The 24,029-nt window shown below is 69.3% G+C and carries 23 protein-coding genes and 1 pseudogene; 2 read left to right on the top strand and 22 right to left on the bottom strand.

Annotation, left to right across the window (positions count from 1 at the left end; genetic code table 11):
* Window positions 1–47: 47 nt before the first annotated feature.
* The 16 genes and pseudogenes from ACZ5CR_RS10750 to proS all read right to left on the bottom strand — a co-directional run bounded on the left by ACZ5CR_RS10750 (window position 48) and on the right by proS (window position 12,675).
* The gene (locus ACZ5CR_RS10750) at window positions 48–1,544 is read right to left on the bottom strand and encodes a recombinase family protein (RefSeq protein ID WP_468855830.1); all 1,497 of its coding nucleotides are present in this window, start codon (window positions 1,542–1,544) and stop codon (window positions 48–50) included.
* A gap of 55 nt (window positions 1,545–1,599) precedes the next feature.
* Window positions 1,600–2,583: pseudogene (locus tag ACZ5CR_RS10755) on the bottom strand (YifB family Mg chelatase-like AAA ATPase); the annotation flags it as partial.
* The gene (locus ACZ5CR_RS10760) at window positions 2,583–2,960 is read right to left on the bottom strand and encodes a YraN family protein (protein ID WP_468855833.1); all 378 of its coding nucleotides are present in this window, start codon (window positions 2,958–2,960) and stop codon (window positions 2,583–2,585) included. The gene ACZ5CR_RS10760 and the pseudogene ACZ5CR_RS10755, both read right to left, overlap by 1 nt.
* Before the next feature lie 119 nt (window positions 2,961–3,079).
* Window positions 3,080–3,388 (bottom strand): DUF2469 domain-containing protein, encoded by a 309-nt coding sequence (locus tag ACZ5CR_RS10765; protein ID WP_003965949.1) that lies wholly within the window; start codon window positions 3,386–3,388, stop codon window positions 3,080–3,082.
* A gap of 55 nt (window positions 3,389–3,443) precedes the next feature.
* Entirely contained in the window at window positions 3,444–3,941 is a 498-nt protein-coding gene (locus tag ACZ5CR_RS10770; RefSeq protein WP_468855836.1) for an NUDIX hydrolase, read from the bottom strand.
* Entirely contained in the window at window positions 3,931–4,698 is a 768-nt protein-coding gene (gene lepB / locus ACZ5CR_RS10775; protein ID WP_468855838.1) for a signal peptidase I, read from the bottom strand. Before lepB (ACZ5CR_RS10775) ends, ACZ5CR_RS10770 begins: the two co-directional genes overlap by 11 nt.
* An 80-nt stretch (window positions 4,699–4,778) precedes the next feature.
* On the bottom strand, window positions 4,779–5,750 hold the full coding sequence (gene lepB / locus ACZ5CR_RS10780) for a signal peptidase I (RefSeq protein WP_468855841.1): 972 nt from the start codon (window positions 5,748–5,750) through the stop codon (window positions 4,779–4,781).
* Entirely contained in the window at window positions 5,635–6,720 is a 1,086-nt protein-coding gene (gene lepB, locus ACZ5CR_RS10785; RefSeq protein ID WP_468855843.1) for a signal peptidase I, read from the bottom strand. The genes lepB (ACZ5CR_RS10780) and lepB (ACZ5CR_RS10785) overlap by 116 nt, the downstream gene beginning before the upstream one ends.
* The gene (gene lepB / locus ACZ5CR_RS10790; RefSeq protein WP_468855846.1) at window positions 6,713–7,432 is read right to left on the bottom strand and encodes a signal peptidase I; all 720 of its coding nucleotides are present in this window, start codon (window positions 7,430–7,432) and stop codon (window positions 6,713–6,715) included. The genes lepB (ACZ5CR_RS10785) and lepB (ACZ5CR_RS10790) overlap by 8 nt, the downstream gene beginning before the upstream one ends.
* A gap of 45 nt (window positions 7,433–7,477) precedes the next feature.
* Window positions 7,478–7,828 (bottom strand): 50S ribosomal protein L19, encoded by a 351-nt coding sequence (rplS, locus tag ACZ5CR_RS10795; RefSeq protein ID WP_351165399.1) that lies wholly within the window; start codon window positions 7,826–7,828, stop codon window positions 7,478–7,480.
* Window positions 7,829–7,960: 132 nt separating this feature from the next.
* A complete protein-coding gene (trmD, locus tag ACZ5CR_RS10800; protein WP_468855848.1) occupies window positions 7,961–8,782 on the bottom strand; it encodes a tRNA (guanosine(37)-N1)-methyltransferase TrmD in 822 nt (273 codons plus the stop codon).
* Window positions 8,782–9,345: a ribosome maturation factor RimM gene (gene rimM, locus ACZ5CR_RS10805; protein WP_468855850.1), complete on the bottom strand. Its 564-nt coding sequence runs from the start codon at window positions 9,343–9,345 to the stop codon at window positions 8,782–8,784. The genes trmD and rimM overlap by 1 nt, the downstream gene beginning before the upstream one ends.
* 152 nt (window positions 9,346–9,497) lie before the next feature.
* Window positions 9,498–9,737, bottom strand: a complete 240-nt coding sequence (locus tag ACZ5CR_RS10810) for an RNA-binding protein (RefSeq protein WP_030361979.1) — start codon at window positions 9,735–9,737, stop codon at window positions 9,498–9,500.
* A 2-nt stretch (window positions 9,738–9,739) separates the two neighbouring features.
* Window positions 9,740–10,177, bottom strand: coding sequence for a 30S ribosomal protein S16 (gene rpsP, locus ACZ5CR_RS10815; protein ID WP_383316901.1), 438 nt, complete (start codon window positions 10,175–10,177; stop codon window positions 9,740–9,742).
* Window positions 10,178–10,386: 209 nt separating this feature from the next.
* Complete coding sequence (locus tag ACZ5CR_RS10820) at window positions 10,387–10,983, bottom strand: hypothetical protein (protein ID WP_468855853.1); 597 nt, start codon at window positions 10,981–10,983, stop codon at window positions 10,387–10,389.
* A gap of 261 nt (window positions 10,984–11,244) precedes the next feature.
* The gene (gene proS / locus ACZ5CR_RS10825) at window positions 11,245–12,675 is read right to left on the bottom strand and encodes a proline--tRNA ligase (protein WP_468855855.1); all 1,431 of its coding nucleotides are present in this window, start codon (window positions 12,673–12,675) and stop codon (window positions 11,245–11,247) included.
* Between the two features lie 227 nt (window positions 12,676–12,902).
* Here proS and ACZ5CR_RS10830 point away from each other — a divergent pair, with 227 nt between their 5' ends.
* Window positions 12,903–13,766 carry an SAM-dependent methyltransferase gene (locus ACZ5CR_RS10830; RefSeq protein WP_468855857.1) on the top strand — a complete coding sequence of 288 codons (864 nt, stop codon included), beginning with the start codon at window positions 12,903–12,905 and terminating at the stop codon, window positions 13,764–13,766.
* 98 nt (window positions 13,767–13,864) lie between these two features.
* Here the strand turns inward: ACZ5CR_RS10830 and ACZ5CR_RS10835 are convergent, their stop codons facing one another.
* The gene (locus tag ACZ5CR_RS10835; protein ID WP_468855859.1) at window positions 13,865–14,773 is read right to left on the bottom strand and encodes a LysR family transcriptional regulator; all 909 of its coding nucleotides are present in this window, start codon (window positions 14,771–14,773) and stop codon (window positions 13,865–13,867) included.
* 70 nt (window positions 14,774–14,843) lie between these two features.
* Between ACZ5CR_RS10835 and ACZ5CR_RS10840 the strand changes: the two genes are divergently transcribed.
* Window positions 14,844–15,467 carry a maleylpyruvate isomerase family mycothiol-dependent enzyme gene (locus ACZ5CR_RS10840; protein WP_468855862.1) on the top strand — a complete coding sequence of 208 codons (624 nt, stop codon included), beginning with the start codon at window positions 14,844–14,846 and terminating at the stop codon, window positions 15,465–15,467.
* Here the strand turns inward: ACZ5CR_RS10840 and ftsH are convergent.
* The 5 genes from ftsH to ACZ5CR_RS10865 form a co-directional block, all read right to left on the bottom strand.
* Window positions 15,464–17,398 carry an ATP-dependent zinc metalloprotease FtsH gene (gene ftsH / locus ACZ5CR_RS10845; protein ID WP_468855864.1) on the bottom strand — a complete coding sequence of 645 codons (1,935 nt, stop codon included), beginning with the start codon at window positions 17,396–17,398 and terminating at the stop codon, window positions 15,464–15,466. The genes ACZ5CR_RS10840 and ftsH overlap by 4 nt on opposite strands.
* A 116-nt stretch (window positions 17,399–17,514) precedes the next feature.
* Window positions 17,515–19,080 carry a signal recognition particle protein gene (gene ffh, locus ACZ5CR_RS10850; protein WP_468855866.1) on the bottom strand — a complete coding sequence of 522 codons (1,566 nt, stop codon included), beginning with the start codon at window positions 19,078–19,080 and terminating at the stop codon, window positions 17,515–17,517.
* Between the two features lie 381 nt (window positions 19,081–19,461).
* Window positions 19,462–21,984 carry a [protein-PII] uridylyltransferase gene (locus ACZ5CR_RS10855; protein ID WP_468855868.1) on the bottom strand — a complete coding sequence of 841 codons (2,523 nt, stop codon included), beginning with the start codon at window positions 21,982–21,984 and terminating at the stop codon, window positions 19,462–19,464.
* 85 nt (window positions 21,985–22,069) lie between these two features.
* On the bottom strand, window positions 22,070–22,408 hold the full coding sequence (locus ACZ5CR_RS10860) for a P-II family nitrogen regulator (protein WP_249587501.1): 339 nt from the start codon (window positions 22,406–22,408) through the stop codon (window positions 22,070–22,072).
* Window positions 22,405–23,757, bottom strand: coding sequence for an ammonium transporter (locus tag ACZ5CR_RS10865; protein ID WP_468855870.1), 1,353 nt, complete (start codon window positions 23,755–23,757; stop codon window positions 22,405–22,407). Before ACZ5CR_RS10865 ends, ACZ5CR_RS10860 begins: the two co-directional genes overlap by 4 nt.
* Window positions 23,758–24,029: the final 272 nt, after the last annotated feature.

Below are 24,029 nucleotides of genomic sequence, written 5' to 3' on the forward strand. Positions count from 1 at the left end.
GAGCCGCACCCAAGAGGTACGGCTCCTTTTTTGGTGCTAGGCGAACGCTAGGCTCGCCAGATTATCTCGACGTGATCCGGATTGAAGCGGTGCCCGTTCCACGTTCGGCCGCCTGGACTTCCGGGGTGCACGATGATGCGCTCGATCACCAGCTTGATGATGTCTCGCTTCCACGGCATGGTTGCGGTCTCCCAAGTCGCACGCATCGGCTGAGTGGTAGGAAGCAGCGTCTTAGCGCTCCCGAGGTGAAGCTTGCTGAGCTTCTTCTCTGTCTCACCGATCGCGTTCATGATGGTGGCGCGCATGATGTCGTAGTCCTCGTACGGCTTGAGCGCATGTTCAGCGGCGAGCTGCTGGCGTCGTAGGTTGAAGCCGGCCAGTTCCTTGACCAGCTCGTCTACCTTGGTCGCGTCTTCTTGCGGCGTCAGCACCCGTGCGATGTCCGGCGAATCAAACCGCCGCAGCACTGCTTCCGTGACGAACTCATCCAACGCCGCTGCGTCCCGGAAGACCTTGCCGCATCCGACCTCACGAGCGAAGTTGTCACGACCCTTGCACCTGTAGCGCCGTTGACTCGTGCCGTTCTCCCGCTTCCGTGCTTGGCCGTACATCGCGGCCGTACACGGCTCACCAGTGGCCAAGGAGCTGCCGCAGCGGGTAAGACCACTCAGCAGGTACCGACGGCCGTTAGATAGCCCGTGAGCCCACGGCTGACTGTCCTTCTTGAGTTGAGCCATCATCAGCCCGTGCGCTGCACGGGTGACGAAGCCTTCCCACTCCGCGCGGTACGTACCGGAGCTGTGTTCGCGGGTACCTCGGCGCTCTGGGTCGTTGTCGTCAAAGATGACGTACCGAAGCTTGGTGACCGTGCGCTTGAAGTTGCCGACTGCCCACAAGCCGCCGTCAGCCGTCTTCGTGCCCCGGTCGTTGAAGCTGCGGATCACCGACGCTTGACTCTCTCCGGCGCCGATGCGACGCACGGCCTCCATGACGACCTTGATCTCACAGAGGCGCGGTGTCTTGCCATCCTTCTCGTACCCGTAGGGGCGACCGCCCCCATGGAAGCCACCCGCTTGGGCACGCTCCAGCTTCTTGCGGGTGATGAGTTCGGCCGTTGTCTCTGCCGTACCTGCATCATTGGCAGCGAGGATGCGAGCGATCATCCGACCGTTGGCGGTGTTCAGGTCGAAGGCGGGTGAGGCGACGTACTGAAATACGACGCCGTGCTGTTCACCGAGGTCGATGAGGTCTTCGTTCTCGCGCGGCCGACGCGTGATGCGGGCGCTTGTGTACGCGATGATGACCTTGATGCGACCCATCTCGGCGTCGCGCAGCATCCGGCGGTAGTCGGGACGCTTCTTCTTTGTGCGGGTACTGGCGGAGATGTCGTTGTCCTTGTAGACCTCGACAACATTCACGCCCAGCCTGTCGGCAAGACGGCGGTCATCTTCCTCCTGACGAGCAACACCAAGCTCACGACCTTCTTTGTCGTCGCTGATGCGGAGGTAGATTCCGGCCGGTTGTCCCTTCAGCTCGTTTCGCACGTTTGTTCGTATCCCTTATGTCCGTATTGTACGGGATACGTAACAATGTTGTCAACTCATCCAGAAAAAGCACCCCGCGGTGAGCCAGCGAAACCGCCCCCGGCCGCGCGACTCCCTTGCCGCCGCCCACCAGCGACTGCATCGTCGCGGAGTGGTGCGGCGCGCAGTACGGCGCGACGTCCACCAGGGGCTTGCCCGGTGGGAGCATGCCCGCCACGGAGTGGACGGCGGTCACCTCCAGGGACTCCTCCCGGGTCAGCCGGGGCAGGATCGCCGGGAGCCGTTCCGCGAGCATGGTCTTTCCCGCGCCCGGTGGGCCCTGCAGAAAGAGGTGGTGGCCGCCTGTCGCCGCCACCTCCACGGCGGTCCGGGCCGACGTCTGTCCGACGACATCGGCGAGGTCCAGGGCATGGGCGTCCTCCAGACCGCCGCTGAGGCCCGCACCCATGCCCGTTCCGGGCACACAGAGCCCCGCGAGCATCGGGTCGGGCCGCCCCGGCTCGTCCGGTTCCTCCTCAGGGACCGGCTCATCGGTCAGCACGGCGATCAGCTGCCGCAGGCTGCGCACCCCGAGCACCGAGACCCCCGGCACCAGTGCCGCCTCGGCCGCCGTGCACTCCGGGACCACGACCTGCTCATAGCCCGCGTCCACCGCGGCGAGGACCGCGGGCAGCACTCCCCGGACCGGCCGCACCCGCCCGTCGAGCCCCAGCTCGCCGATCATCACGATGTCGGTGAGGGTCCGTGGATCGATCCGCTCCGCCGCGCCGAGCACCGCGCAGGCGATCGCGAGATCGAAGCCGCTGCCTCCCTTGGGCACCGACGCCGGGCTGAGGCCCACCGTGAGCTTCTTCTGGGGCCACTCCCCACCCGAATTGACCACCGCGGCCCTGACCCGGTCCTTGCTCTCCGTCAGGCTCTTGTCCGGGAGCCCCACCAGGGTGAACGCCGCGACGCCCGGCTCCAGATCGGCCTGCACCTCGACGACCACGCCCTCGACTCCCACGAGGGCCACGGAACACGTACGCGCGAATCCCATCAGGCCACCCCCCGCGCGTGCTCCACGACGGGGGCGCCGCGGCGCGGGACGAGCACGCCGACAAGGTCGATCCGCACCCCGCCCGGCGGTGGGCCGCCACGCTCCTCGATCCAGCGCTGGGCCAGGCGCCGCAGCCGCTCCGCCTTGGCCCGGTCCACGGCCGCCATCGGATGCTGATACAGCCCCGCGCCCACCGGACCGGCCCTGCGCGTCTTGACCTCACAGACGACCAGCGCTTCGCCGTCCATGGCCACGATGTCGATCTCGCCGGTTCTTCCACCGCGCCAATTGCGCTCCAGAACCGTCATTCCGGCTTCGCCGAGCCGCCGTGCGGCCAGATCTTCGCCGTACCGCCCGAGTGCCCCCCGTGCGTTCATGTCGGCACCACCTCCGACATCCACACTGGGGCTCGGCCCCGAACCTTGTGGATCTTGGTGGACGAGTCACACGTTGTGGATAACTCGCTCACCCGCGCCGGTGAACCCAGCCTCGGGGCTCAGCCTCCCGGCAGCTCGAGGTCGCTCTTGTTGAGCTCCTCGATGTTTACGTCCTTGAACGTCAGGACACGTACCTGCTTCACGAACCGTGCGGGCCGGTACATGTCCCACACCCAGGCGTCCGCCATGGACACCTCGAAGAAAACCTCACCCTGGACCGAGTGGACCTGCATCTCGTAGTCGTTGGTGAGGTAGAAGCGCCGTTCGGTCTCGATCACATATTTGAACAGACCGACGACATCGCGGTACTCCCGGTAGAGCTTCAGCTCCATCTCGGTCTCGTACTTCTCGAGGTCCTCGGCGCTCATGGCATGTTCCCCTTCAGCCGTGCGTCCCCCTATTGTGCGTCAGCCCCTGAAGCCTCTACACGATTTCCGTGTCGAGGGTTTCGGGCCGGCTCGGAGGACCCTCGTCGAGCAGCCTGCGAAGCAGCTCGGCGAGCCTGGTCGGATACACCGTCTCATGTGCCTCGGTCAGTTCCTGGCACGTCCACCAACGCGCTCCCGCGACAGTCCGCCGTTCCAGCTCCGTCAGCCCTGTGGCCTGCGTGGACGTCTGCGACGTACGCGCAAGGAAGTACCGCTCGTCCTGGTCCCAGCGCCGTCCGGCGAAGGGGAACGAGCAGATCCGCTGCCACAGGGCGGGGCCGAGCTCGACCTCGGTGATGCCCGTCTCTTCCATCAGTTCACGCAGTGCGGCCTGTTCATGCGTCTCGTCGCCCTCCAGACCGCCACCCGGCGTGAACCACCAGTCGTCCGCCGTGTTCTCCGGCTCGTGGCCGTGCAGCAGCAGGATCCGGTCCCTCGGGTCGAGCAAGATGACCCGCGCGACCTTGCGCAGCGGCTGCGCCTCAGCCGGCACTGGCGCCCGCTCCAGCGCGATCGCGGTTCTGTGGACGCTCACGCCGACGCCCCAGCCGCTTGGCCACCGGGCCGTACGCGGCACCGCCGAGGACCAGGACCGCACCGGCCACCACCGCCCACACCACGAGCCGTACGGGCCCCGGCTCTGAGATGCCGCCCGGCATGTCGGCGAAGCCCACCGGGCGCTCAAGGGTCCCGAACTTGTCCAGCGGCCAGGCCACCGCGTCGACCCGCCCCTCCACCGCGCCGCGCGGCACGGAGCCATGGTTGGAGTCGCCCAGGTGCACGCTGGAGTCCAGGGAGCCGCTGCGCTCGTCACCGAGCAGGAAGAGGTTGCCCTTGGGGACCGTGGTGGCCGGGATTCCGGTGGCCGCGGCGCCCTCCCCCTCGGGCAGATACGGTTCTGCGACCTGCTTGCCGTTGACCATCAGCTTGCCGTCCGTGCAGCAGGAGATCCGGTCACCGCCGACACCGACCACACGCTTGACCATCGGCAGGTCGCCCCAGCTCGACTGCCTGAAGACGACGACATCGCCCCGGCGCACCTCGCTGCCGTCTATCCGCTCGGCAAGGACGCGGTCGCCCGCGCCGATCGTCGGCGTCATCGACCCGGTGGGAACGGTGTACGGCTGGTACAGGACGGCGCCCCAGACGAAGCCCCCCAGGAAGAGCACACAGCCGAGGGCCACGGCAAGGCCCGACAGCACGCTGCCGAGCCGTCCGTGGCCCTCGTCCGTACGTTGTGTCCTGCTCATCCCAGTGCTCCCCCATATCGGAGACGACCCCGCGCGCCTACGAACAGGCGCGCGGAAGATCGGTGATCTGGGACGGCACCCTACCCGGCGGTACCTCCGCCAGAAACCCTCGCGGCCTGGGCGGCGGCCACCGTGAGCCGACGCCTGCGCCAGAGCACGACCGGAACCGCTCCCGCGAGTCCGAGGGCCGCGGGCGCCGCGCTCATCGCGGTGTTGATGCCCTGCTGGTCGAAGGTGTCGGGCTTGGGCAGCGTCGCCCAGCGGGTGGGCGGCCAGGCGATCACGATGGCGCGGCCCACGACGTTGTCCACGGGGACGGCGCCGCCGCCGGCCTGGTTCTGGTGGTAGCGGGAGTCCAGTGAGTTCTGCCGGTGGTCACCCATGACCCAGATTTTGCCCGCGGGAACGGTGACCTTGAACTGGCCGCCCTGGTCGTCGACGCTGCAAGGGGTGTTGCCCTCGAAGACGTACGGCTCGTTCAGTGCCTTGCCGTTGACCTTCACCGGACCGGTGCCCTTGCACTCGACCGTGTCGCCGCCGACCCCGATGACCCGCTTGATCAGGTCCTTCTCGTCGGCGGACGGCATCAGGCCGACCCAGCCGAGGACCCGCTGGATCGCGTTCGGGTCGGGTGTCGGCTCACCGTCGAGCCAGTGACCGGGGTCCCTGAAGACGACGACCTCGCCGCGCTCGGGCTCCGAGCCGAACCACGGTGTCAGCTTGTCGACCAGTACGCGGTCGCCCTTCTGGAGCGTGTTCTGCATCGAGTCCGAGGGAATCGAGAACGCCTGCACCAGGAAGGTCTTGATCACCAGTGCCAGGACGAGCGCGATACCGATGAGGAGCGGCAGCTCCTTCCAGAAGGAGCGGGGCTTCTTCGGCCCCCTCGCCGGCTTCTCGTCCTGCTCACCGGGTGCGGGACTGGCGCCCGCGGTGTCACTCCCGGGGTTCACGCCCTCCGCCGCGGCCGAACCCTCCGGCTCGTCTGACCGCTCTGGCTGCTCCTCGGGCCCACCGTGTCCGGACCGTGCGCCGACCGCCACATCCCCCACATCCACTCCTCAGTCCGTGCCGCTGCCCGCTCCTGATGCGATGCAGGCCCACCACTCCCATAACGAGCGGGAGTTCCGCAGGGGTCGGGAGTCCGGTCGATCCGTATCGATCGCCGAGTGCCACCCTATGCGACGGCCCGATGGCGGTGTCCGACCCCGCACGCGCGTCGGGCACGGTCGCGTACGTATCGGGCTCCTCCAGCTTGCGCCAGTGGCCGAAGGGCCAGGCGATCACGAGCGCGCGCCCCACCACGCTGTCCTCGGAGACGGTGCCGCTGAACTTCTCGGTGCGATGGAACCGGGAGTCGGCCGAGTCGGAACGGTGGTCGCCCATGACGAAGAGGCGCCCCTCGGGGACCTTCACCTCGAACTCGAACGACGAGGGATCGTCACCCGGATTGATGTACGGCTCGGTGAGCGGGACGCCGTTGACCGTGAGTTTCTTGTTCTTGTCACAGCACTTCACGGTGTCACCGCCGACACCGACCACGCGCTTGATCAGATCCCGTTCGTCGTCGGACGGCAACAGTCCGATGAAGGTCAGGCCTTCCTTGATCTGCTTGACGCCCACGGGGTCGTTCTTCTTCTTGGACTTCTCGTTCTCGAGCCAGTTGCCGGGATCCTTGAAGACGACGACGTCGCCGCGCGCGGGCTTGGCACCGAACCACGGGGTGAGCTTGTCCACGAGGACGCGGTCGCCGATCTTGATCGTCTGCTCCATCGAGCCCGAGGGGATCACGAAGGCCTGCACCAGGAAGGTCTTCAGGACCAGGGCTATGAGGAGCGCGACGCCTATGAGGAGAGGTATCTCCTTGATCGCCGAGCGTCGCCTGCGCCGCTTGACCTTCCGCGCGAGCTTGCGCCGCTCGGCCCTTCCGGGCAGTACGGGGCCACTGGTGGGCCGGGATCCGGTGGGCAGCCGGGTGTCGGACCGGTGGCTTGCGTCGCGCGTCCGCCCGCGGTTACCCATGCGCGCCGCCTGGTGCCGGCACGCGCGCGTAGCCGTCGGGACGCTCCAGGGAGGTCCAGTGGCCGATGGGCCAGGCGATCCAGTCGGCCCTGCCGATCACGGAGTCGACGGGGATCATGCCGCCGCCGGGCTGACCGAGATAGTCGCGGGAGTCACGGGAGTCGCTGCGGTGGTCGCCGAGGAGGAACAGGCTGCCTTCGGGGACGACAGCGACGAAGCGCACCTTCGAAGGGGCGTCCCCCGGGTACAGGTACGGCTCGTCGACGGGCTCGCCGTTCACCTTGATCCTCCCCCGCTCGTCGCAGCAGACCACCCGGTCTCCTCCCACCCCTGCGACCCGCTTGATGTAGTCGGCGTCCCCGAAGTAGCCGCTGCCGTCGAAGACGACCGCGTCACCTCGCTGCGGCTCGGAACCGAAACGGTACGCCAACTTGTTGACCAGTACCCGGTCTCCGACCCGGAACGCGGGCTTCATGGAGCCGCTGGGGATCTGGAACGGCTGCATCACGAAGGTGCTGACGACCAGCAGGGACAGCATGCAGATCAGCAGCGTCAGGGTGACTCTGCCGCCGGGCACCCTGGACACGAGCGACATAAAAGCGGAGCGCGACCTCTCCTCCGCCCCCTCGGACTCACCCTCGCGCTCGGCGCTCGGGGAATCGGTGGGTGGGGAGGAGCGGTCGCGCTCCGTGTGCTGTGCTTCGGTGTCCATCGGGGCCAGATGCTATCCGGCCCCGCTGTGGACCCGTGCGCGAGCTCAGTTGTCGCGCTTCTCCTTGATCTTCGCGGCCTTGCCGCGCAGCTCACGGAGGTAGTACAGCTTCGCGCGACGCACGGCGCCGCGGCTGACGAGCTCGATCTTCTCGACGATCGGGGTGTGCACCGGGAAGGTGCGCTCCACGCCGACGGAGAAGGAGACCTTGCGGACCGAGAAGGTCTCGCGCACGCCGGCACCCTGGCGGCGGATGACTACGCCCTTGAACTGCTGCACACGGGAGCGGTTGCCCTCGATGACGCGCACGTGGACGTTGACGGTGTCACCCGGGCGGAAGGCCGGGATGTCGGTGCGCAGCGAAGCGCTGTCGACGGAGTCGAGCAGGTTAGCCATGATCGTCTGCTTTCTTCACTGATGCCACAGGTCATCAGCGGTAAGTTCGTGATGAGGATTCGATAGCTGTTCACATCGGGCGGGCGACTGTCCCCCTGTGGCAGGGGCGCACGCTGGACGTACAGCAGCGGCCTATTCTTCCACGGCCTCGGGGTCCCGCCCAAATCGGCCGTCGGGACCCGGCCGCCACCCCAGGATCGAGAGCATCTCGCGGTCCTTCTTGTCGAAGGCCGCGGGGTCGCAACGCTCGATCAGATCGGGCCTGTTGCGGACGGTGCGCCGCAGCGCCTCGTCTCTGCGCCAGCGCGCGATCTTGCCGTGGTGGCCGCTGATCAGCACGTCGGGAATGCCGTGACCGCGCCACTGCGGCGGCTTGGTGTAGACGGGGCCTTCGAGGAGGTTCGCCATGGCGCCCGGCGCGAAGGAGTCGTCGCGGTGGGACTCGGCGTTGCCGAGGACTCCGGGCAGGAGCCGGGCCACTGCCTCGGTGACGACCAGGACGGCCGCCTCGCCGCCCGCGAGGACGTAGTCGCCGATCGACACTTCGTAGACCGGCATCCGGGTCGCGTACTCGTCCATGACGCGGCGGTCGATGCCTTCGTAGCGCGCGGGGGTGAAGACGAGCCAGGGCCGCTCGGAGAGCTCGACGGCGAGTTCCTGGGTGAAGGGACGCCCGCTGGGCGTGGGCACGACCAGGACGGGCCCGTGGGCCCCGGCCTCGTACCCCTCGGCGAGTACGTCGTCGAGCGCCGCGCCCCAGGGGTCGGTCTTCATGACCATGCCGGGGCCGCCGCCGTAGGGGGTGTCGTCGACCGTGTTGTGGCGGTCGTACGTCCACTCCCTGAGGTCGTGCACGTTCACGTCCAGCTGGCCACGCGCGCGTGCCTTGCCGACGAGGGAGACGTTCAGGGGCTCCAGGTACTCGGGGAAGATCGTGACGACGTCGAGCCGCATCAGGCGTCGTCCCCCGAAGGAGCCTCGTCGTCCCTGGCGGAGGCGACCTCCGCGCGGTCGTCGATCAGGCCGGGCGGCGGGTCGATGATCGCCCGCTGCTCCTCCAGGTCGATCTCGGTGACGATCTCCTCCACGAAGGGGATCATCACCTCGCTGCCGTCGGGCCGCTCCACGATGAACAGGTCCTGCGAGGGCAGGTGCGAGATCTCCGTGATCCGGCCGACCTCGAGCCCCTCCGTGGTGACGACGTCGAGGTCCATCAGCTGATGGTCGTAGTACTCGTCCTCGTCCTCCGGAAGCTCTTCCGGGTCGACCTCCGCGATCAGCAGCGTGTTGCGCAGCGCTTCGGCGCCCGTGCGGTCGCGTACGCCTTCGAAGCGAAGGAGCAGGCGGCCACTGTGCACACGGCCGGTCTCGATGGTCAGCGGTCCCGTGGATGCGGGGTCGGTGGCGAGGACGGCGCCGGGGCCGAGCCGCAGCTCCGGCTCGTCGGTACGCACCTCGACGGTGACCTCGCCCTTGATGCCGTGGGCGCGGCCGATCCGCGCGACTACCAGCTGCACTGCTCTCTCCTGTCGTGTGCCTACGGAAGGGTCCCGTAGGCGTCTGCGGGCGCCTGGGACGCCTGCGGACGTCTGTGGGGATGCCCGCAGACGACTACGGGCCGAGGAAGGCCCAGAAGCCCTCCCCGGCCCGTGCCGGTGCTACCTGTGGTTCAGTGAACCTGGTCCACGTCGACGAGGTCGACGCGGACACCGCGGCCGCCGATGGCGCCCACGACGGTCCGCAGAGCGCGCGCGGTACGACCGTTGCGGCCGATCACCTTGCCGAGGTCATCCGGGTGGACCCGGACCTCGAGCACACGCCCCCGGCGCAGGTTGCGCGAGGCGACCTGCACGTCGTCGGGGTTGTCGACAATGCCCTTCACGAGGTGCTCGAGAGCCTCCTCGAGCATGCTCAGGCCTCGGTCGACTCGGTGGGCGCGGCCTCGGCCGCGTCCGCCTTCTTGTCAGCCTTCTTGGCCTTCTGGGTGATGGCCTCACCCTTCGCGTCGTCGCCCTCGAGGCCCTTGGTGAAGGCCTCGAACGCGGCGCGCTTGTCCTTGGGCTCAGCGACGAGCAGCGGCGCCGGGGCCGGAAGGCCCTTGTGCGCCTGCCAGTCACCGGTGAGCTTCAGGATCGCCATGACCGGCTCGGTCGGCTGAGCGCCGACGGAGAGCCAGTACTGCGCGCGCTCCGAGTTGACCTCGATGCGCGAGGGGTTCTGAACCGGGTGGTACAGACCGATCTCCTCGATGGCCCGACCATCACGGCGGGTACGGGAGTCGGCGACGACGATGCGGTAGTGAGGCGCGCGGATCTTGCCCAGACGCTTCAGCTTGATCTTGACTGCCACTGGAGTGGTGTCTCCTGGTCTTGACGTGGTTGGGCACAACGAGATGCCACGTGGGGTTGCGGTACTCGGGGTGCCCGATGGACGCGTCAGCCGGAGGCGAGAGGGTTCCTATGCGGCTGTCGAGTACAGCGACCTATTGTGCCATACGTCGCCGGGGCGCCTTGACCCGGTCCGGACGCCCCGACCGACACCGCGCAGGCTCGGCCCCGTCATCCGGCGGCGACGGCGACCGCTTCCGGGATACGGAAGGGCTTGCCGCAGCCGCCGCAGACGATGGGCGCCTGGGCGAGCACCGACGGGACCACGCGGACGTTGCGCCCGCAGTCGCAGACCGCCTTGACGCGGACGCCGCCCCCGGAGGAGCCGTGCCGGGCGGCCGGGCCTCTGAAGCTGCGTGCCGTGTCGGCGGCGGTCGCCGCCGTGTGCGCCTTGAGGGCGCGCTGGAGCCGCTCGATCGTCGGGCGGTAGCGCTTCCTCGCCTCGGGGTTGAGCGTGACCAGCGAGAAGCCGCTGCTGGGATGCGGCTCCTCGGGATGGTCAAGACCCAGCTCCTCGGCGATCGCGAGGAATCTGCGGTTGTGATAGCGGCCCGCGCGTGAGGTGTCGCGTACGCCGCGTGACGCGGCGATGCCATGGACTGCCTCATGGAGCAGTCGCTCGAAGGAGAGCTCGGCGCCGCAGGCGGACGACGACTCTCCGATCAGGGATTCGGGCGCGGCAAGATCGGGCAGCTCGGGGTGGTGCCGCTGAATATCGGCCCACGCCTGTGCCAGCTCTGCGGCGAGAACAGGTGGTGTCGTGCTCACGTCGTGAACAACGAGCCGGGGCGCCCAGGGGTTCCATTCCGGGGCATCCCAAATAATTTGCACGTACCCGTCAGTTGCCGTTGATGCGTCCGGACGAGGGCGGGTGCGCTGATCTGCCCAGAAGCCTCGCAGCTCGTAGCAAGCCGGTACGTAGTGGCGCGTACGCCCCGGCGCGTAGAAGAACCACGCGCACCGGAGCTTGTGTTGCCTGGGCAGGCGTACGAGCCGGGAACGAGCGCGCTGGCACCGGAGGCTCGCTCGTCAGTAGGCGCGGGCCACCAGAGCGACGTTACCCGGGGTCTCATCGGCGTCCGGCACCGCCCCGTCCTCCGCGACCAGACACCGTACGGACACCGAGTGCTCGGCGAGCCGGGCCTCGCCCTCCGGACCGAGCGTGGCCCAGGGGATGCGCGCCCAGCCGCCGGCGGCCGTGGCCTCCACGGCCTGCTCGACGGTGGTGACGTCCGAAGTGCGGGACTCCCGGCGCTCGCGAGCCTGGTCCAGGAGCAGCTTCTGGTCCTCTTCGAGGACGGCGGGCAACAGCGCCGCCAGGGAGTCGATCGCCACCGGCTCCTTGCCTCCCCCGCTGTGCTTGTCCCGGATCCGGCGGGCCAGCATCGCGGTGCCGTTCGCCAGGTCGCGCGGGCCGACCTCGACGCGGACCGGCACTCCCTTGAGCTCCCAGTCGACGGCGCGGCGCCCGAAGGGGGTGTCCGTGCGGTCGTCGACCTGGACGCGCACCCCCGCGGCCTTCAGTCGGTCGCCGATCTCGCGGACCTTGGCCAGCACGGCGTCGTCGCCCTTCACGGCGAGGACGACGGCCTGGATCGGTGCGAGGCGCGGCGGTACCCGCAGGCCGCTGTCGTCGCCGTGCATCATCACCAGGGCGCCGATCATCCTTGTCGTACTGCCCCAGGAGGTCTGCCAGACGAGCTCCTGCTTGCCCTCCTTGGAGAGGTACTGGGTGTGGAAGGCCTTGGCGAAGTTCTGGCCGAGCTCGTGGCTCGTGCCGAGCTGGAGGGCCTTGCCGTCGCCCATCATGCCTTCGAGCGTGAGGGTGTTGATGGCGCCCGCGAAGCGCTCCCGGGCGGTCTTGCGGCCAAGGACGAAGTCCATCGCGAGGACGTCCCGCATGAAGGCGCCGTAGACGTGCCGGTGGATGCGGGCGGCGAAATCGCGTGCTTCTTCGTACGTCGCATGGGCCGTGTGTCCCTCCTGCCAGAGGAACTCCGACGTACGCAGGAAGAGCCGGGGACGCAGCTCCCAACGGACCACGTTCGCCCACTGGTTGATCAGGAGCGGCAGGTCGCGGTAGCTCTGCACCCACTTGGAGAAGTACTCGTTGACGATTGTCTCCGAGGTGGGGCGGATGACGACCGGCTCCTCCAGCTCCTTGCCGCCGCCGTGCGTGACCACGGCGAGTTCGGGGGCGAAGCCTTCGACGTGCTCGGCCTCCCTGGTCAGATACGACTGGGGGATGAGGAGAGGAAAGTACGCGTTCTGGGTACCCGTCTCCTTGATGCGCGCGTCCATGTCCTGCTGCATGCGTTCCCACAGGCCGTAGCCGTACGGCCGGATCACCATCGTGCCGCGCACCGGGCCGTTGTCGGCCAGCTCGGCCTTGTTGATCAGGTCCTGGTACCAGCGCGGAAAGTCTTCCGCCCGGGGCGTGAGAACGGGTGCCTTAGCCATGACGCGCATGGTACGGCGGGCCCCCTGAGCGCGTGAATTGAATTGTTCCGGGACTCCTCCAGGGGGCGCACGACGGTGGCACGCAAGCATTGCCCCACAACCTCTGGACGCCGCGACGGATGCGGAGTTCTCTGGCATACGGGGGGAGTGCGAGCGCACTGCACGGGGGCGGACGAAACGTTTGAATACGACACTCCAGCAACTCTCGGCGGATTGGGGCGCTTTCGATGACACCTACACTCGCGCAGCCGCACCTCCCCCTCGCGGGCACGACCCCCCGTGGTGTGGACAGGTGCGCACGCGCGCGTGACTGGGCGGAGATCCAGGAACGGATGCTGGTTCCCCTCTATGAAGCGGTGTACGAACGACTCGAAATAGGCAGCGGGACAAGGCTTCTCGGCCTCGGCTGCGGTTCCGGACTCGCCCTTCTGATGGCGGCGTCACGGGGCGCGTCGGTCACCGGTGTCGACCCCGCGGCCCCCGAACGGCTCGCTCTGGCACGCGAACGCCTGTCGCCCGACGCGAGCTGGGGGGAACAGCCGGACGGCGCCGCCCGGCTCGTGGAAGGCGGCCCCGCAGACGTCGCGGGGCCGGACGTAGCCGCGTTCAACACAGTCACCGCGTTTCAGCCGATCGGCTGTGTGGCGGGCGACTCCGAAGGCCTCTCCGGCCTCCTGGAGTCCACCGTCCCACTGGCCGGGCGCGGCATCCCCGTGATCCTCGTCGGATGGGGCCCTCCGGAGCGCTGCACGACCTCTTCTGTACTGAAGGTGGCGACCAAGCTCGCCGACCCACTCCGTAGTACGGGAAGTTGGCGTCCCGCGCTCCGCGACGATCTGGAGGAGGTCGCCCAGCGGGCGGGCCTCAAGCCGGACGGCTCGGGACGCGTCGCCTGCCCCTTCGGGTACGCGGACACGGACAGCGCGGTACGCGGTCTGCTCTCGACGGGCCTTTTCGACGCGGCGGTGGGCGCGACGGATCAGGTACAGGTCGACAAGGAGCTGACGGAGGCCCTGCACCCGTACAAGCGGCGGGACGGGACCATCTGGATGCCGAACGTGTTCCGGTACTTGATCGCGCGTACCCGGTAGCGCCTCGGTTCGTGGACTTCGGTTCTTGATCGCGTGTAAGCGGGAGCGGGCCTCGGTTCGTGGACTTCGGTATTTGATCGCGCGTACGCGGCAGCGGGCTAGCTTCCGCCAAGGGCTGTCCGCAGCCGGTCGAGCAGCACTCTGGCCGCCGGGCTCGCGGGTCCGTCCGTGCGCCAGGTCAGTGCGATCCTGCCCCGGGGCCGGGGATCCGTGATCTCCAGTGTCCGCAGCCCGTACGCGGCAGCGGTGCGGGGCTCGAGCGCAGGCAGGACGGCCACGCCCAGACCGCGGACGACGAGTTGCACCAGGACCTGCGGGGCGGCCGCCTCGAAGGCGATACGGGGCCGGATGCCCGCCTGCGCGCAGGCACGGTCGAGCACCCCGCGCAGGCCGGTGCCGCGCGGCAGGCTGATCAGCGGGCGGTCGCGGAGCTCGGCCAGCGGGACGGTCGTACGCCCCTCGGGTCTGAGGAGGGCGTCGCCCGGCAGGACGACGGCCACCAGGGGCTCGTCGACCACCAGGTGCAGGGAGACGTCCGGCGGTGGCTGCTCCCCCGTCAGGCCGAGGAGGGCGATGTCGAGCTCGCCCCGGCGCAGCGCTGCCAGCATCCGGTCCGAGCTGTCCTCGGTGAGGGCGATCTCGACTCCGGGGTGGTCGTCGTGGAAGTCGGCGAGGACGGAGACCACGTCGAACTCATGAGTGGTCGCCCCTGAGACCAGGCCGAGCGCGATCTGGCCGCGGAGCAGTCCGGTGAACTCGTCCACGGTGTGCCGCACGCCCTCGACGGCGGCGAGCGCGGCCCGCGCGAACGGCAGGACGGCCTCGCCCGCCTCCGTCAGCGTCACCGACCGCCCCGAGCGGTCGAGGAGCGGCTGTCCGAGCTCCCGTTCCAGTTGCCGTACCTGGGCGCTGACTCCCGGCTGGGCCAGGTGCAGGCGTTCGGCGGCGCGGGTGAAGTTGGCCTCCTCCGCCACGGTGACGAAGTACTGGAGCTGTCTCAGTTCCATAACTGAGCATGCTAGCCAGCAGAAGATTCAGCTCTTGGACTTATGGCGAGGCGGTCGACAACCTGAAGGAGTGGACATCAAAAGCGCTGTCGCCGCCGAACGCCGTGAGCTCGCCGCCCTGCTCGACGATCTGTCGCCCGCGCAGTGGGAGGAGCCGACTCTCTGCGCCGGGTGGCGGGTTCGGGAAGTGGCGGCCCATATGTCGCTGGGCTTTCGGTACTCGCTTCCCAAGACGCTGGCCGAACTCGTCAAGGCGCGCGGGAGCCTCCACCGGATGACCGACCGCTGCGCCCGCAGGGACGCCGCCGCCCACTCGACCGGTCGGCTCGCCGCGTTCCTGAGGGACAACGCCGACCACCCCTGGCAGCCGCCCATGACCGGGATCGAGGGAGCCCTGGGCCATGACGTGGTGCACGGCCTGGACATCTCGGTCGCTCTCGGCCTCGAACGCAGGGTTCCCGTAGACCGTGTACGCGTCCTTCTTAAGAAGGTCACGCCCAAGAGCACCAAGTTCTTCGGGGCCGATGTCGGCGGCGTCGAGCTGCGCGCCGACGACCTCGACTGGAGCTACGGCACCGGCACTCCCCTGACCGGCTCCGCGCAGGACCTTCTCCTCGTCCTGTACGGCAGGAAGCTCCCCCCGGGCCGCCTCCGAGGGGAGCTTCAGAGCCGCTTCGCCGCGCGAGAGGTCTAGTCGACGTCCTTCGTGAGCCGGGTGATGCCCGCGATCCTGTACGCCGCTTCCTCCTCCAGCGTCTCGTTCTCCAGGAGCGCGGCCGCAAGGGCGTCCAGCTGTCCCCGGTGGTCCCTCAGTTGCAGGCACGCGCTCTCGTAGCAGGCGTCGACGATCCGCCGCATCTCGTGGTCGATCGTGTCGAGTGTGACCGGGGCGGCCGAGAGCCCGTAGGCCTGCTGGGCGTCGCTCGGCAGCGCGGAGAGACGGCCCACGCGCTCGCTCATGCCCCAGCGGCCGACCATGCCGCGGGCGATGTTGGTGACCTGTTCGAGGTCGCTCTCCGCGCCCGTGGTGATGACGTCGAAGACGACGTGTTCGGCCGCCATGCCGCCCAGGGCCCCGACGATCCGGCCGCGCAGATAGTCCTCCGTGTACGCGTACTTGTCGGAGTCCGGAGTCGAGAGCGTGACGCCCAGGGCACGCCCCCGGGGCACGATGGTGATCTTCCGGACCGGGTCGGCGCCGGGCTGCAGCATGCCGAGCAGGGCGTGCCCGCTCTCGTGGTACGCCGTGCGCCGCCGCTCCTCGTCGGGCATGACCAGCGGCCGCTCGGCGCCGAGCTGGACCTTCTCCAGAGCCTCGGAGAGGTCGGCCTGGGTCACTTCCTTCTGCTTGCGCTTGACCGCGAGCAGGGCGGCTTCGTTGGCGAGGTTGGCGAGATCCGCGCCGGTCATCCCCGGTGTCGTACGGGCGACCTGGGCGAGGTCGATGTCGCCCGCCATCGGGATCTCACGCGTGTGGATCTTGAGGATGGCCTCGCGTCCGCCGCGGTCGGGCGGGCTGACGGTGACCACCCGGTCGAAGCGGCCAGGGCGGGTCAGGGCGGAGTCGAGGATGTCGGCGCGGTTGGTGGCCGCGAGGACGATGACGCCCTCCGCGCCCGAGAAACCATCCATCTCGGTGAGGATCTGGTTCAGCGTCTGCTCACGCTCGTCGTGCCCGCCCATCCCGCCGCCGCCACGCGCTCGCCCGATGGTGTCGATCTCGTCGATGAAGATGATGGACGGCGCGACCTTCCTGGCCTCGGCGAAGAGTTCGCGTACGCGCGAGGCGCCGACGCCCACGATCATCTCGATGAACTCCGACGCGGACGCCGAGAAGAAGGGCACCCCGGCCTCACCGGCGACGGCGCGCGCGAGCAGCGTCTTGCCGGTCCCGGGCAGTCCCGCGAGCAGCACGCCTCGCGGCATCTTGGCGCCCATTTCGCGATAGGCGTCGGGGTTCTTCAGGAAGTCGACGACGTCGCTCAGCTCGCCCTCGACCTCGTCGATGCCCGCCACGTCGTCGAAGGTGGTGCGCTGGTCGCCGGGTTCGAGCTCCACCGGCTTGGGCGGGGCCTTGCGGCCCAGCATGCCGCCCGCGCCGCCCATGCCCGAGCTCATCCGCCGGGCGATGAAGATCCACAAGAAGACCAGGAGCAGCATCGGGGCGAGCGAGATGAGCAGGTTGGAGAGGAAGCTGCGCTCCTGGACGACGGGCTCGGCGGTGACGGTGACGTCGTGCTTGGTGAGGTCGTCCCAGAGCTTGTCGTCGGCGAAGGCGGGCCGCTGAGTGGTGAACTTGGTGTAGTTCCCTTTCTCGTCGCCCGGCTTCTCCTGCTCCTTCTTGAGCTGCCCCTGGATCGCGTCGCCCTTGGCGTAGATCTTCGTGACGTTTCCGGAGTCGACCTGCTTGCTGAACTCCGTGTACGAGATCGTCGGCTCGTCGCCCTCGTTGAAGAAGGAGAGGACGAGGTTGGCGATGAGATAGACGATGAGCGCGGTGAGGATGAGCCCGCCCCATCCGCCCGGCATCTTCTTCTTCGGCGGTGGCGTGGGCGCGGGCGGGGGTGCGCCCTCGGAGCGCCATGGCTTGTCGGGCGCCCGGCGCGGCGGCACAGGGTTGCTCATATGCGGACGTTACGACACAAACAGGGGCGGGGCACCTGCTCGTATCCGCTACGAAAACGCCTGGGGCGCCCCTCTCCACAGAGGGGCGCCCCAGGCGGCGTACGCGATGTGAGGCGTCAGCCCATGAACTTCTTGAACTCGTCCGGCAGCTCGAAGTTCTGCCCCTGCTGCCCCGCGGGGAGGCCGAAGGCGCCGCCCTCCTGACCTGCCTGACCCGCCTGCTCACGGCGGGCGGCGGCCTCCTGCTCCTCCTGCTGGCGCTTCATCGGGTTGCCCGACTTCCGCTTGCCCTTGGCCTGCTTCTGCTTCTTCTTCTGCTTGCCGGGGCCGCCACCCATGCCGGGCATCCCGGGCATACCCGGCATTCCACCGCCCTGGGCCATCCGCGACATCATCTTGCGGGCCTCGAAGAAGCGCTCGACCAGGTTCTTGACGGCGCTGACCTCGACGCCGGAGCCCTTGGCGATACGGGCGCGGCGCGAGCCGTTGATGATCGCCGCGTCCGCCCGCTCGGCGGGCGTCATCGACTTGATGATGGCGGCGGTGCGGTCGACGTCCCGCTCGTCCAGGTTGTTGATCTGGTCCTTGATCTGCCCCATGCCGGGCATCATCCCGAGCAGCTTGCTGATGCTGCCCATCTTCCTGACCTGCTCCATCTGGGCCAGGAAGTCGTCCAGCGTGAAGTCCTTGCCGCCCTTGCTGCCCTGCAGCTTGGCGGCCATCTTCTCGGCCTCTTGCTGGGAGAAGGTCTGCTCGGCCTTCTCGATCAGCGTGAGCATGTCGCCCATGCCGAGGATGCGGGACGCCATGCGGTCCGGGTGGAACGCGTCGAAGTCGTCCAGCTTCTCGCCGTTCGAGGCGAACATGATCTGGCGCCCGGTGACCTGGGCGATCGACAGGGCGGCGCCACCGCGGGCGTCACCGTCGAGCTTCGACAGGACGACGCCGTCGAAACCGACGCCGTCGCGGAAGGACTCCGCCGTGTTGACGGCGTCCTGACCGATCATGGCGTCGACGACGAAGAGGACTTCGTCCGGGCTCACGGCGTCGCGGATGTCCGCGGCCTGCTGCATCAGCTCCTGGTCGATGCCCAGGCGCCCCGCGGTGTCGACGATGACGACGTCGTACTGCTTGGTCTTGGCGAACTCGATCGAGTCCTTGGCGACCTTGACCGGGTCACCGACGCCGTTGCCCGGCTCGGGGGCGTACACGCCGACGCCCGCACGCTCACCGACGACGGAGAGCTGGTTCACGGCGTTCGGCCGCTGCAGGTCGCACGCCACCAGGAGCGGCGAGTGGCCCTGCCCCTTCAGCCAGAGGCCGAGCTTTCCGGCGAGGGTGGTCTTACCCGCACCCTGGAGACCGGCGAGCATGATGACGGTCGGCGGGTTCTTGGCGAACCGCAGGCGCCGGGTCTCGCCGCCGAGGATGCCGATGAGCTCCTCGTTGACGATCTTGATGACCTGCTGGGCGGGGTTCAGGGCCTGGGAGACCTCGACCCCCGCGGCGCGCTCCTTGACCTGCTTGATGAAGGCCCGGACGACGGGAAGGGCGACGTCCGCCTCGAGCAGGGCGATGCGGATCTCGCGCGCGGTGGCGTCGATGTCCGCCTCGGACAGGCGGCCCTTGCCCCGGAGGTTCTTGAATGTCGCTGCGAGGCGGTCGGAGAGAGTGTCGAACACGGCGGTCGCGAATCCTCGGGTCGAAGGGGGCGCCCCCTGCTCGATCGAAGCCGAGAACTTGGGGGAGGGCGGATAGGTCGCCCTCCAGGGTATCTGGCCCACTGGGGCCGTGGGCCCGCAGTCCTCGCCCTGGTGTTCAGCGGCCGGGCCCGCGGTGGGGAGCGCCGCCTCTTCCGCCACTCCCCCGGCACGGGGTTCACCGAAATGCCTCGCGCATCCACCCGCCCGATTGCCCCCCCCACCCACCTCCGCCCGAACAAGCCTTTCTGTCCGAACAGGCCTTTCCGCCCACCCGCCCGACAGCCCCGCGTCGCCAGAAGGTGGGTGGCCATCCGCGTGATGGGCGGGTGGGAACTGCACGGCCCGGGGGGGGCGGGGCAACTACCCCCTCAGCGCCTCCTCCACAGCCCGAGCCACCCCCACAGCCCGCTCCCCCGACAGGGGCGACGGCGTAGGCGTCGACGCCTCCGGCTTCGGCTCCGTCACGTAGAACGCGTCCACCGCGTTCGCACCCAGCGTCGACACATGCGCACTGCGCACCAGCACCCCCGCCGACTCCAGCGCCCTGCCGATCCGGTGCAGCAGGCCCGGTGCGTCCTGGGCCCGCACCTCGATCACCGTCGCGAGGCGTGAGCCCGCCGACGCCACCGTCACGCGCGGCGGCGGCGCCACCGTTCCCCGGCGCCTCGGGTACGCCGCGTCCCGTTCCGCCAGCCTCGACGCGATGTCCAGTGAGCCGTCCAGCGCCCGCACCAGATCCGCCCGCAGCCGCGCGGCCTGCGGCAGCGAGCCGTACTCCGCAGCGACCCGCCAGTTCAGGAGCAGGACCGAGTCCTCAAGACCGGACGGCAACCCGACACCCCGGAGCTCAGCCGTCCGTACAGCGAGCCGGTGCATGGCGAGGACTCCCGCGACAGCGGACAGAACACCGGGCTGATCCGGCACCGCGATCACCAGCTCCACGCCCAGCGGCTCGGGATCCCCGGCCGCCTCCTGCCCCGAACCAGAACCAGAATCGGAATCGGAATCGGAGCCGGAACCAGAAGGAGAAGCACCGACCCCCTCCGTCTGCGCCCGCAGCGCGAGCACCGGCCCACCCGTACGGAACGCCTCCACGGCCAGCCGCTCCTGCTCGGCGGTGGGAGCGGCGTCCTCCCCTCCCTCCGGCTCGTCCCCGGCGAGGACAGCACCCACCCGCTTCACCAGGTCGGCCACGAGCGAACCCCGCCAGGCGGACCAGGCCGCGGGCCCGGTGGCGAGCGCGTCCGCCTCCGTCAGCGCGTGCAGCAGTTCCAGCGTCCCCGTCGACCCCACCGCGTCCGCGACGGACCGCACCGTGGCCGGGTCGTCGAGGTCGCGCCGCGTCGCCGTCTCGATCAGGAGCAAGTGATGGCGTACGAGAGTGGCCAGCACGGCGACGTCCGCCCGGTCGAAACCGATCCGCGCGGCGACGTCCCTGGCGATGATCTCCCCGGCCACGGAGTGATCCCCCGGCCAGCCCTTGCCGATGTCGTGCAGCAGTCCGGCCACCAGCAACAGGTCGGGCCGTCCCACACGCCGGGTCAGCTCGGAGGCCTGCACCGCCGTCTCCACCAGGTGCCGGTCGACCGTCCAGGTGTGCACGGCGTTGCGCTGCGGCCGGCACCGCACCCGCTCCCAGTCCGGCAGCAGCCGGGTGATCAGCCCCTCGGCCTCCAGCGCCTCCCACACCTCGACCGTCGGCCGCCCGGCCCCGAGGAGCGTCACCAACTGCTCCCGGGCCTCCGCGGGCCACGGCGTGGGCAGCGGACGTACCGCGGCGGCCATCCTGCGCACCGCGTGCAGCGAAAGCGGCAGCCCCGCCTGGGCCGCGGCAGCCGCGGCCCGCAGCGGCAGCACCGGGTCCCGCTCGGGGCGGGCCGCGCGGGCGAGGACGACCTCCCCGTCCTGCTCCACCACTCCCTCGGCCAGCGGCGACCGCTCGGCCGTCGCCCCCTTGCCGCCGCCCAGCATCGCCCGCAGCCGAGGCCGTACGGCCCGGGACCGCAGCACCCTGCCCACCTCGCGCCACGTCACGTCACTCGCGTACGAAACGGTGCGGGCGGCCTCGTACACCTGCCGCAGCAAGGTGTCCGCGTCGAGGAGCCCCAGCTCGGCGGCGACCTGGTCCTGCTCCTGGAGGGCGAGCCGGTCCGTGGCACGCCCCGTGGTCAGATGCAGCGCGTCCCGCACGTCGAGCAGCCGCCGCCGGGCGTCGGAAAGGCCCTCACGCGGCGCGTCCGCGAGCCACGAGGCGGCGACGGCCCGCAGCGCGGTCGCGTCCCTGAGCCCGCCCCTTGCCTCCTTCAGGTCCGGCTCAAGGAGATAGCTCAGCTCCCCCTGCCGCTCGGCCCGTTCCTCGCACAGCTCCCGCAGCTCGGGCAGCTTCTTCGGCGCGAGGTTGCGCCAGTCCGCGAGCACCGCGGTGCGCAGCCCGGCGGTGAGCCCGAGGTCACCCACCACGTGCCGCGCGTCGAGCAGCCCCAGCTGCACCTTGAGGTCATCGCCCGCCGTCTTGCGGGCCTCCGTCGGCGTCCGTACGGAGTGGTCGAGCGCGAGCCCGAGATCCCAGATGGGATACCAGACGCGGTCCGCGAGGGCCGCCACCTCCCCGGCGTCCGCGCTGCCGTCGTGCAGCAACAGCAGATCCAGGTCGCTGCGCGGCGAGAGCTCGCCCCTGCCGTAGCCGCCCACGGCGACGAGGGAGGTCCCGCGCGGCGCGCCCGCGGCCATGAAGAGTCCGGTCAGCCAGTCGTCCGTGAGGTCGGACAGGGCCGAACGGCGCGGCGGCCCGGACTGCGCCTCCCCTTGAAGGAGGCGCAGCCGGGCCGCCGCATAGCCGCTGGGTCCGGATTCTTCCGAGTCCGATTCAGTACGTTCGTCCATACTCGTCACCCAGCAGCTCCTGTCAGTCCCGCTCAGTCCCGCTCGTCCCGCTCAGTCCCGTTCAGCTCAGCTCGGCCGACCCCGCTCACAGCGCGTCGGGCCCGCGCTCGCCGGTCCGCACCCGCACCGCCGTCTCGACCGGGACGCTCCAGACCTTGCCGTCCCCGATCTTGCCGGTTCGGGCGGCCTTCACCACGACATCCACGAGTTGTTCGGCGTCGTCGTCCTCGACCAGGACCTCGATCCGGATCTTCGGTACGAGATCGACGGTGTACTCCGCGCCACGGTAGACCTCGGTGTGGCCGCGCTGCCTTCCGTAGCCGCTGGCCTCGGTGACGGTCAGGCCCTGGACGCCGAAGGCCTGGAGGGCTTCCTTGATCTCGTCGAGCCGGTGCGGCTTGACGACCGCGGTGATGAGCTTCATGCGTCCACCTTCTTGTTCTTACCGGCGTCCTGGACCGGCGGGCCCGGCGCGGCGGCGGTGCGGGGCGCCGTGCCACCGCCCGCTCCGCTGTAGTCGTACGCGGTCTCTGCGTGCTGCACCTGGTCGATGCCACCGACCTCCTCGTCCTCGCTGACCCGCATCCCGATGGTCTTGTCGACCAGGAAGGCGAGGATCGCGGAGGCGATGAGGGAGTACGCGAGGACCGCGCCGACACCGGCGGCCTGCTTGCCCAACTGGTCGAGGCCGCCGCCGTAGAAGAGGCCCTTGGCGTCGGACTGGACGCCGCCGGTGGCGAAGAAGCCGACGAGCAGCGAGCCGACGACACCGCCGACGAGGTGGACGCCGACGACGTCGAGGGAGTCGTCGTAGCCGAACTTGAACTTGAGGCCGACGGCCATGGCGCACAGCAGACCGGCGATGGCTCCGACGGCGATCGCGCCGAGCGGCGAGATGGAGCCACCGGACGGAGTGATCGCGACGAGCCCCGCCACGGCACCGGAAGCGGCGCCGAGCGTGGTGAACGCGCCGTGCCGGATCTTCTCGTAGGCGAGCCAGGCCAGCATGGCCGCGGCGGTGGCGACCTGCGTGTTCAGGAACATCATCGCGCCGACGCCGTCGTCGTTGCCCAGCCACGATCCGGCGTTGAAGCCGAACCAGCCGAACCAGAGCAGTGCGGCGCCGAGCATGACGAGCGGCAGGCTGTGCGGCCGCATCGGGTCCTTCTTGAAGCCGACGCGCTTGCCGATGACCAGGATCACGCCGAGTGCCGCGGCTCCGGCGTTGATGTGCACGGCCGTACCACCGGCGAAGTCGATGACGCCGAGCTCGAAGGCCCAGCCGCCCGTGCCCCACACCCAGTGCGCGACGGGGAAGTAGACGATCGTGGCCCAGAGCGTGACGAACAGCGCCCAGGCGGTGAACTTCACGCGGTCGGCGAGCGCACCGCTGATCAGCGCGGGCGTGATGATCGCGAACATCAGCTGGAAGACCGCGAAGACATAGACCGGGATGGTGTAGCCGTCCCAGAGCTCGGTCAGGCCTATGCCGCTCAGCCCGACGTAGTCGGACGACCAGCCGAAGAGGCTGCCGTGGTCGGTGCCGAACGCGATGGAGAAGCCGTACAGCACCCAGAGGATGGTGACGATCCCCAGACTGATGAAGCTCATCATCAGCATGTTCAGCGTGCTCTTGACGCGGACCATGCCTCCGTAGAAGAAGGCGAGTCCCGGCGTCATGAGCATCACCAGGGCGGAACAGATGAGCATGAACCCGGTGTTGGCGGCAGACAGCTGCGGGGCGTCTGCGGCGATCGTGATGCCTGGGGGCATCGGCGTCTCCTCGTCGTCGTATGCGGCCCGTGCGGGCGGGCAAGAGGCGGTGGGCCGTTATGCGCCACGAGATTGGCGCAGCGCCGTTTCCGGGGGTGCCCCTAGGTGTTTCGCCGCAGTGACGAAGAGGTCGTACGTGTTACGCGTCCATGAACTGCCGGGTCAGGCCGGGCGCGTTTTCATACCCTGCGCACAGCACGCGAACCGGCCGCGGCGGCCATCCGATGGGCCTGGCGCGGGGGAGCCGAGTCGGGCAGTTCGGGATGGGCCGG

The organism is Streptomyces sp. NPDC031274, assembly GCF_055570235.1.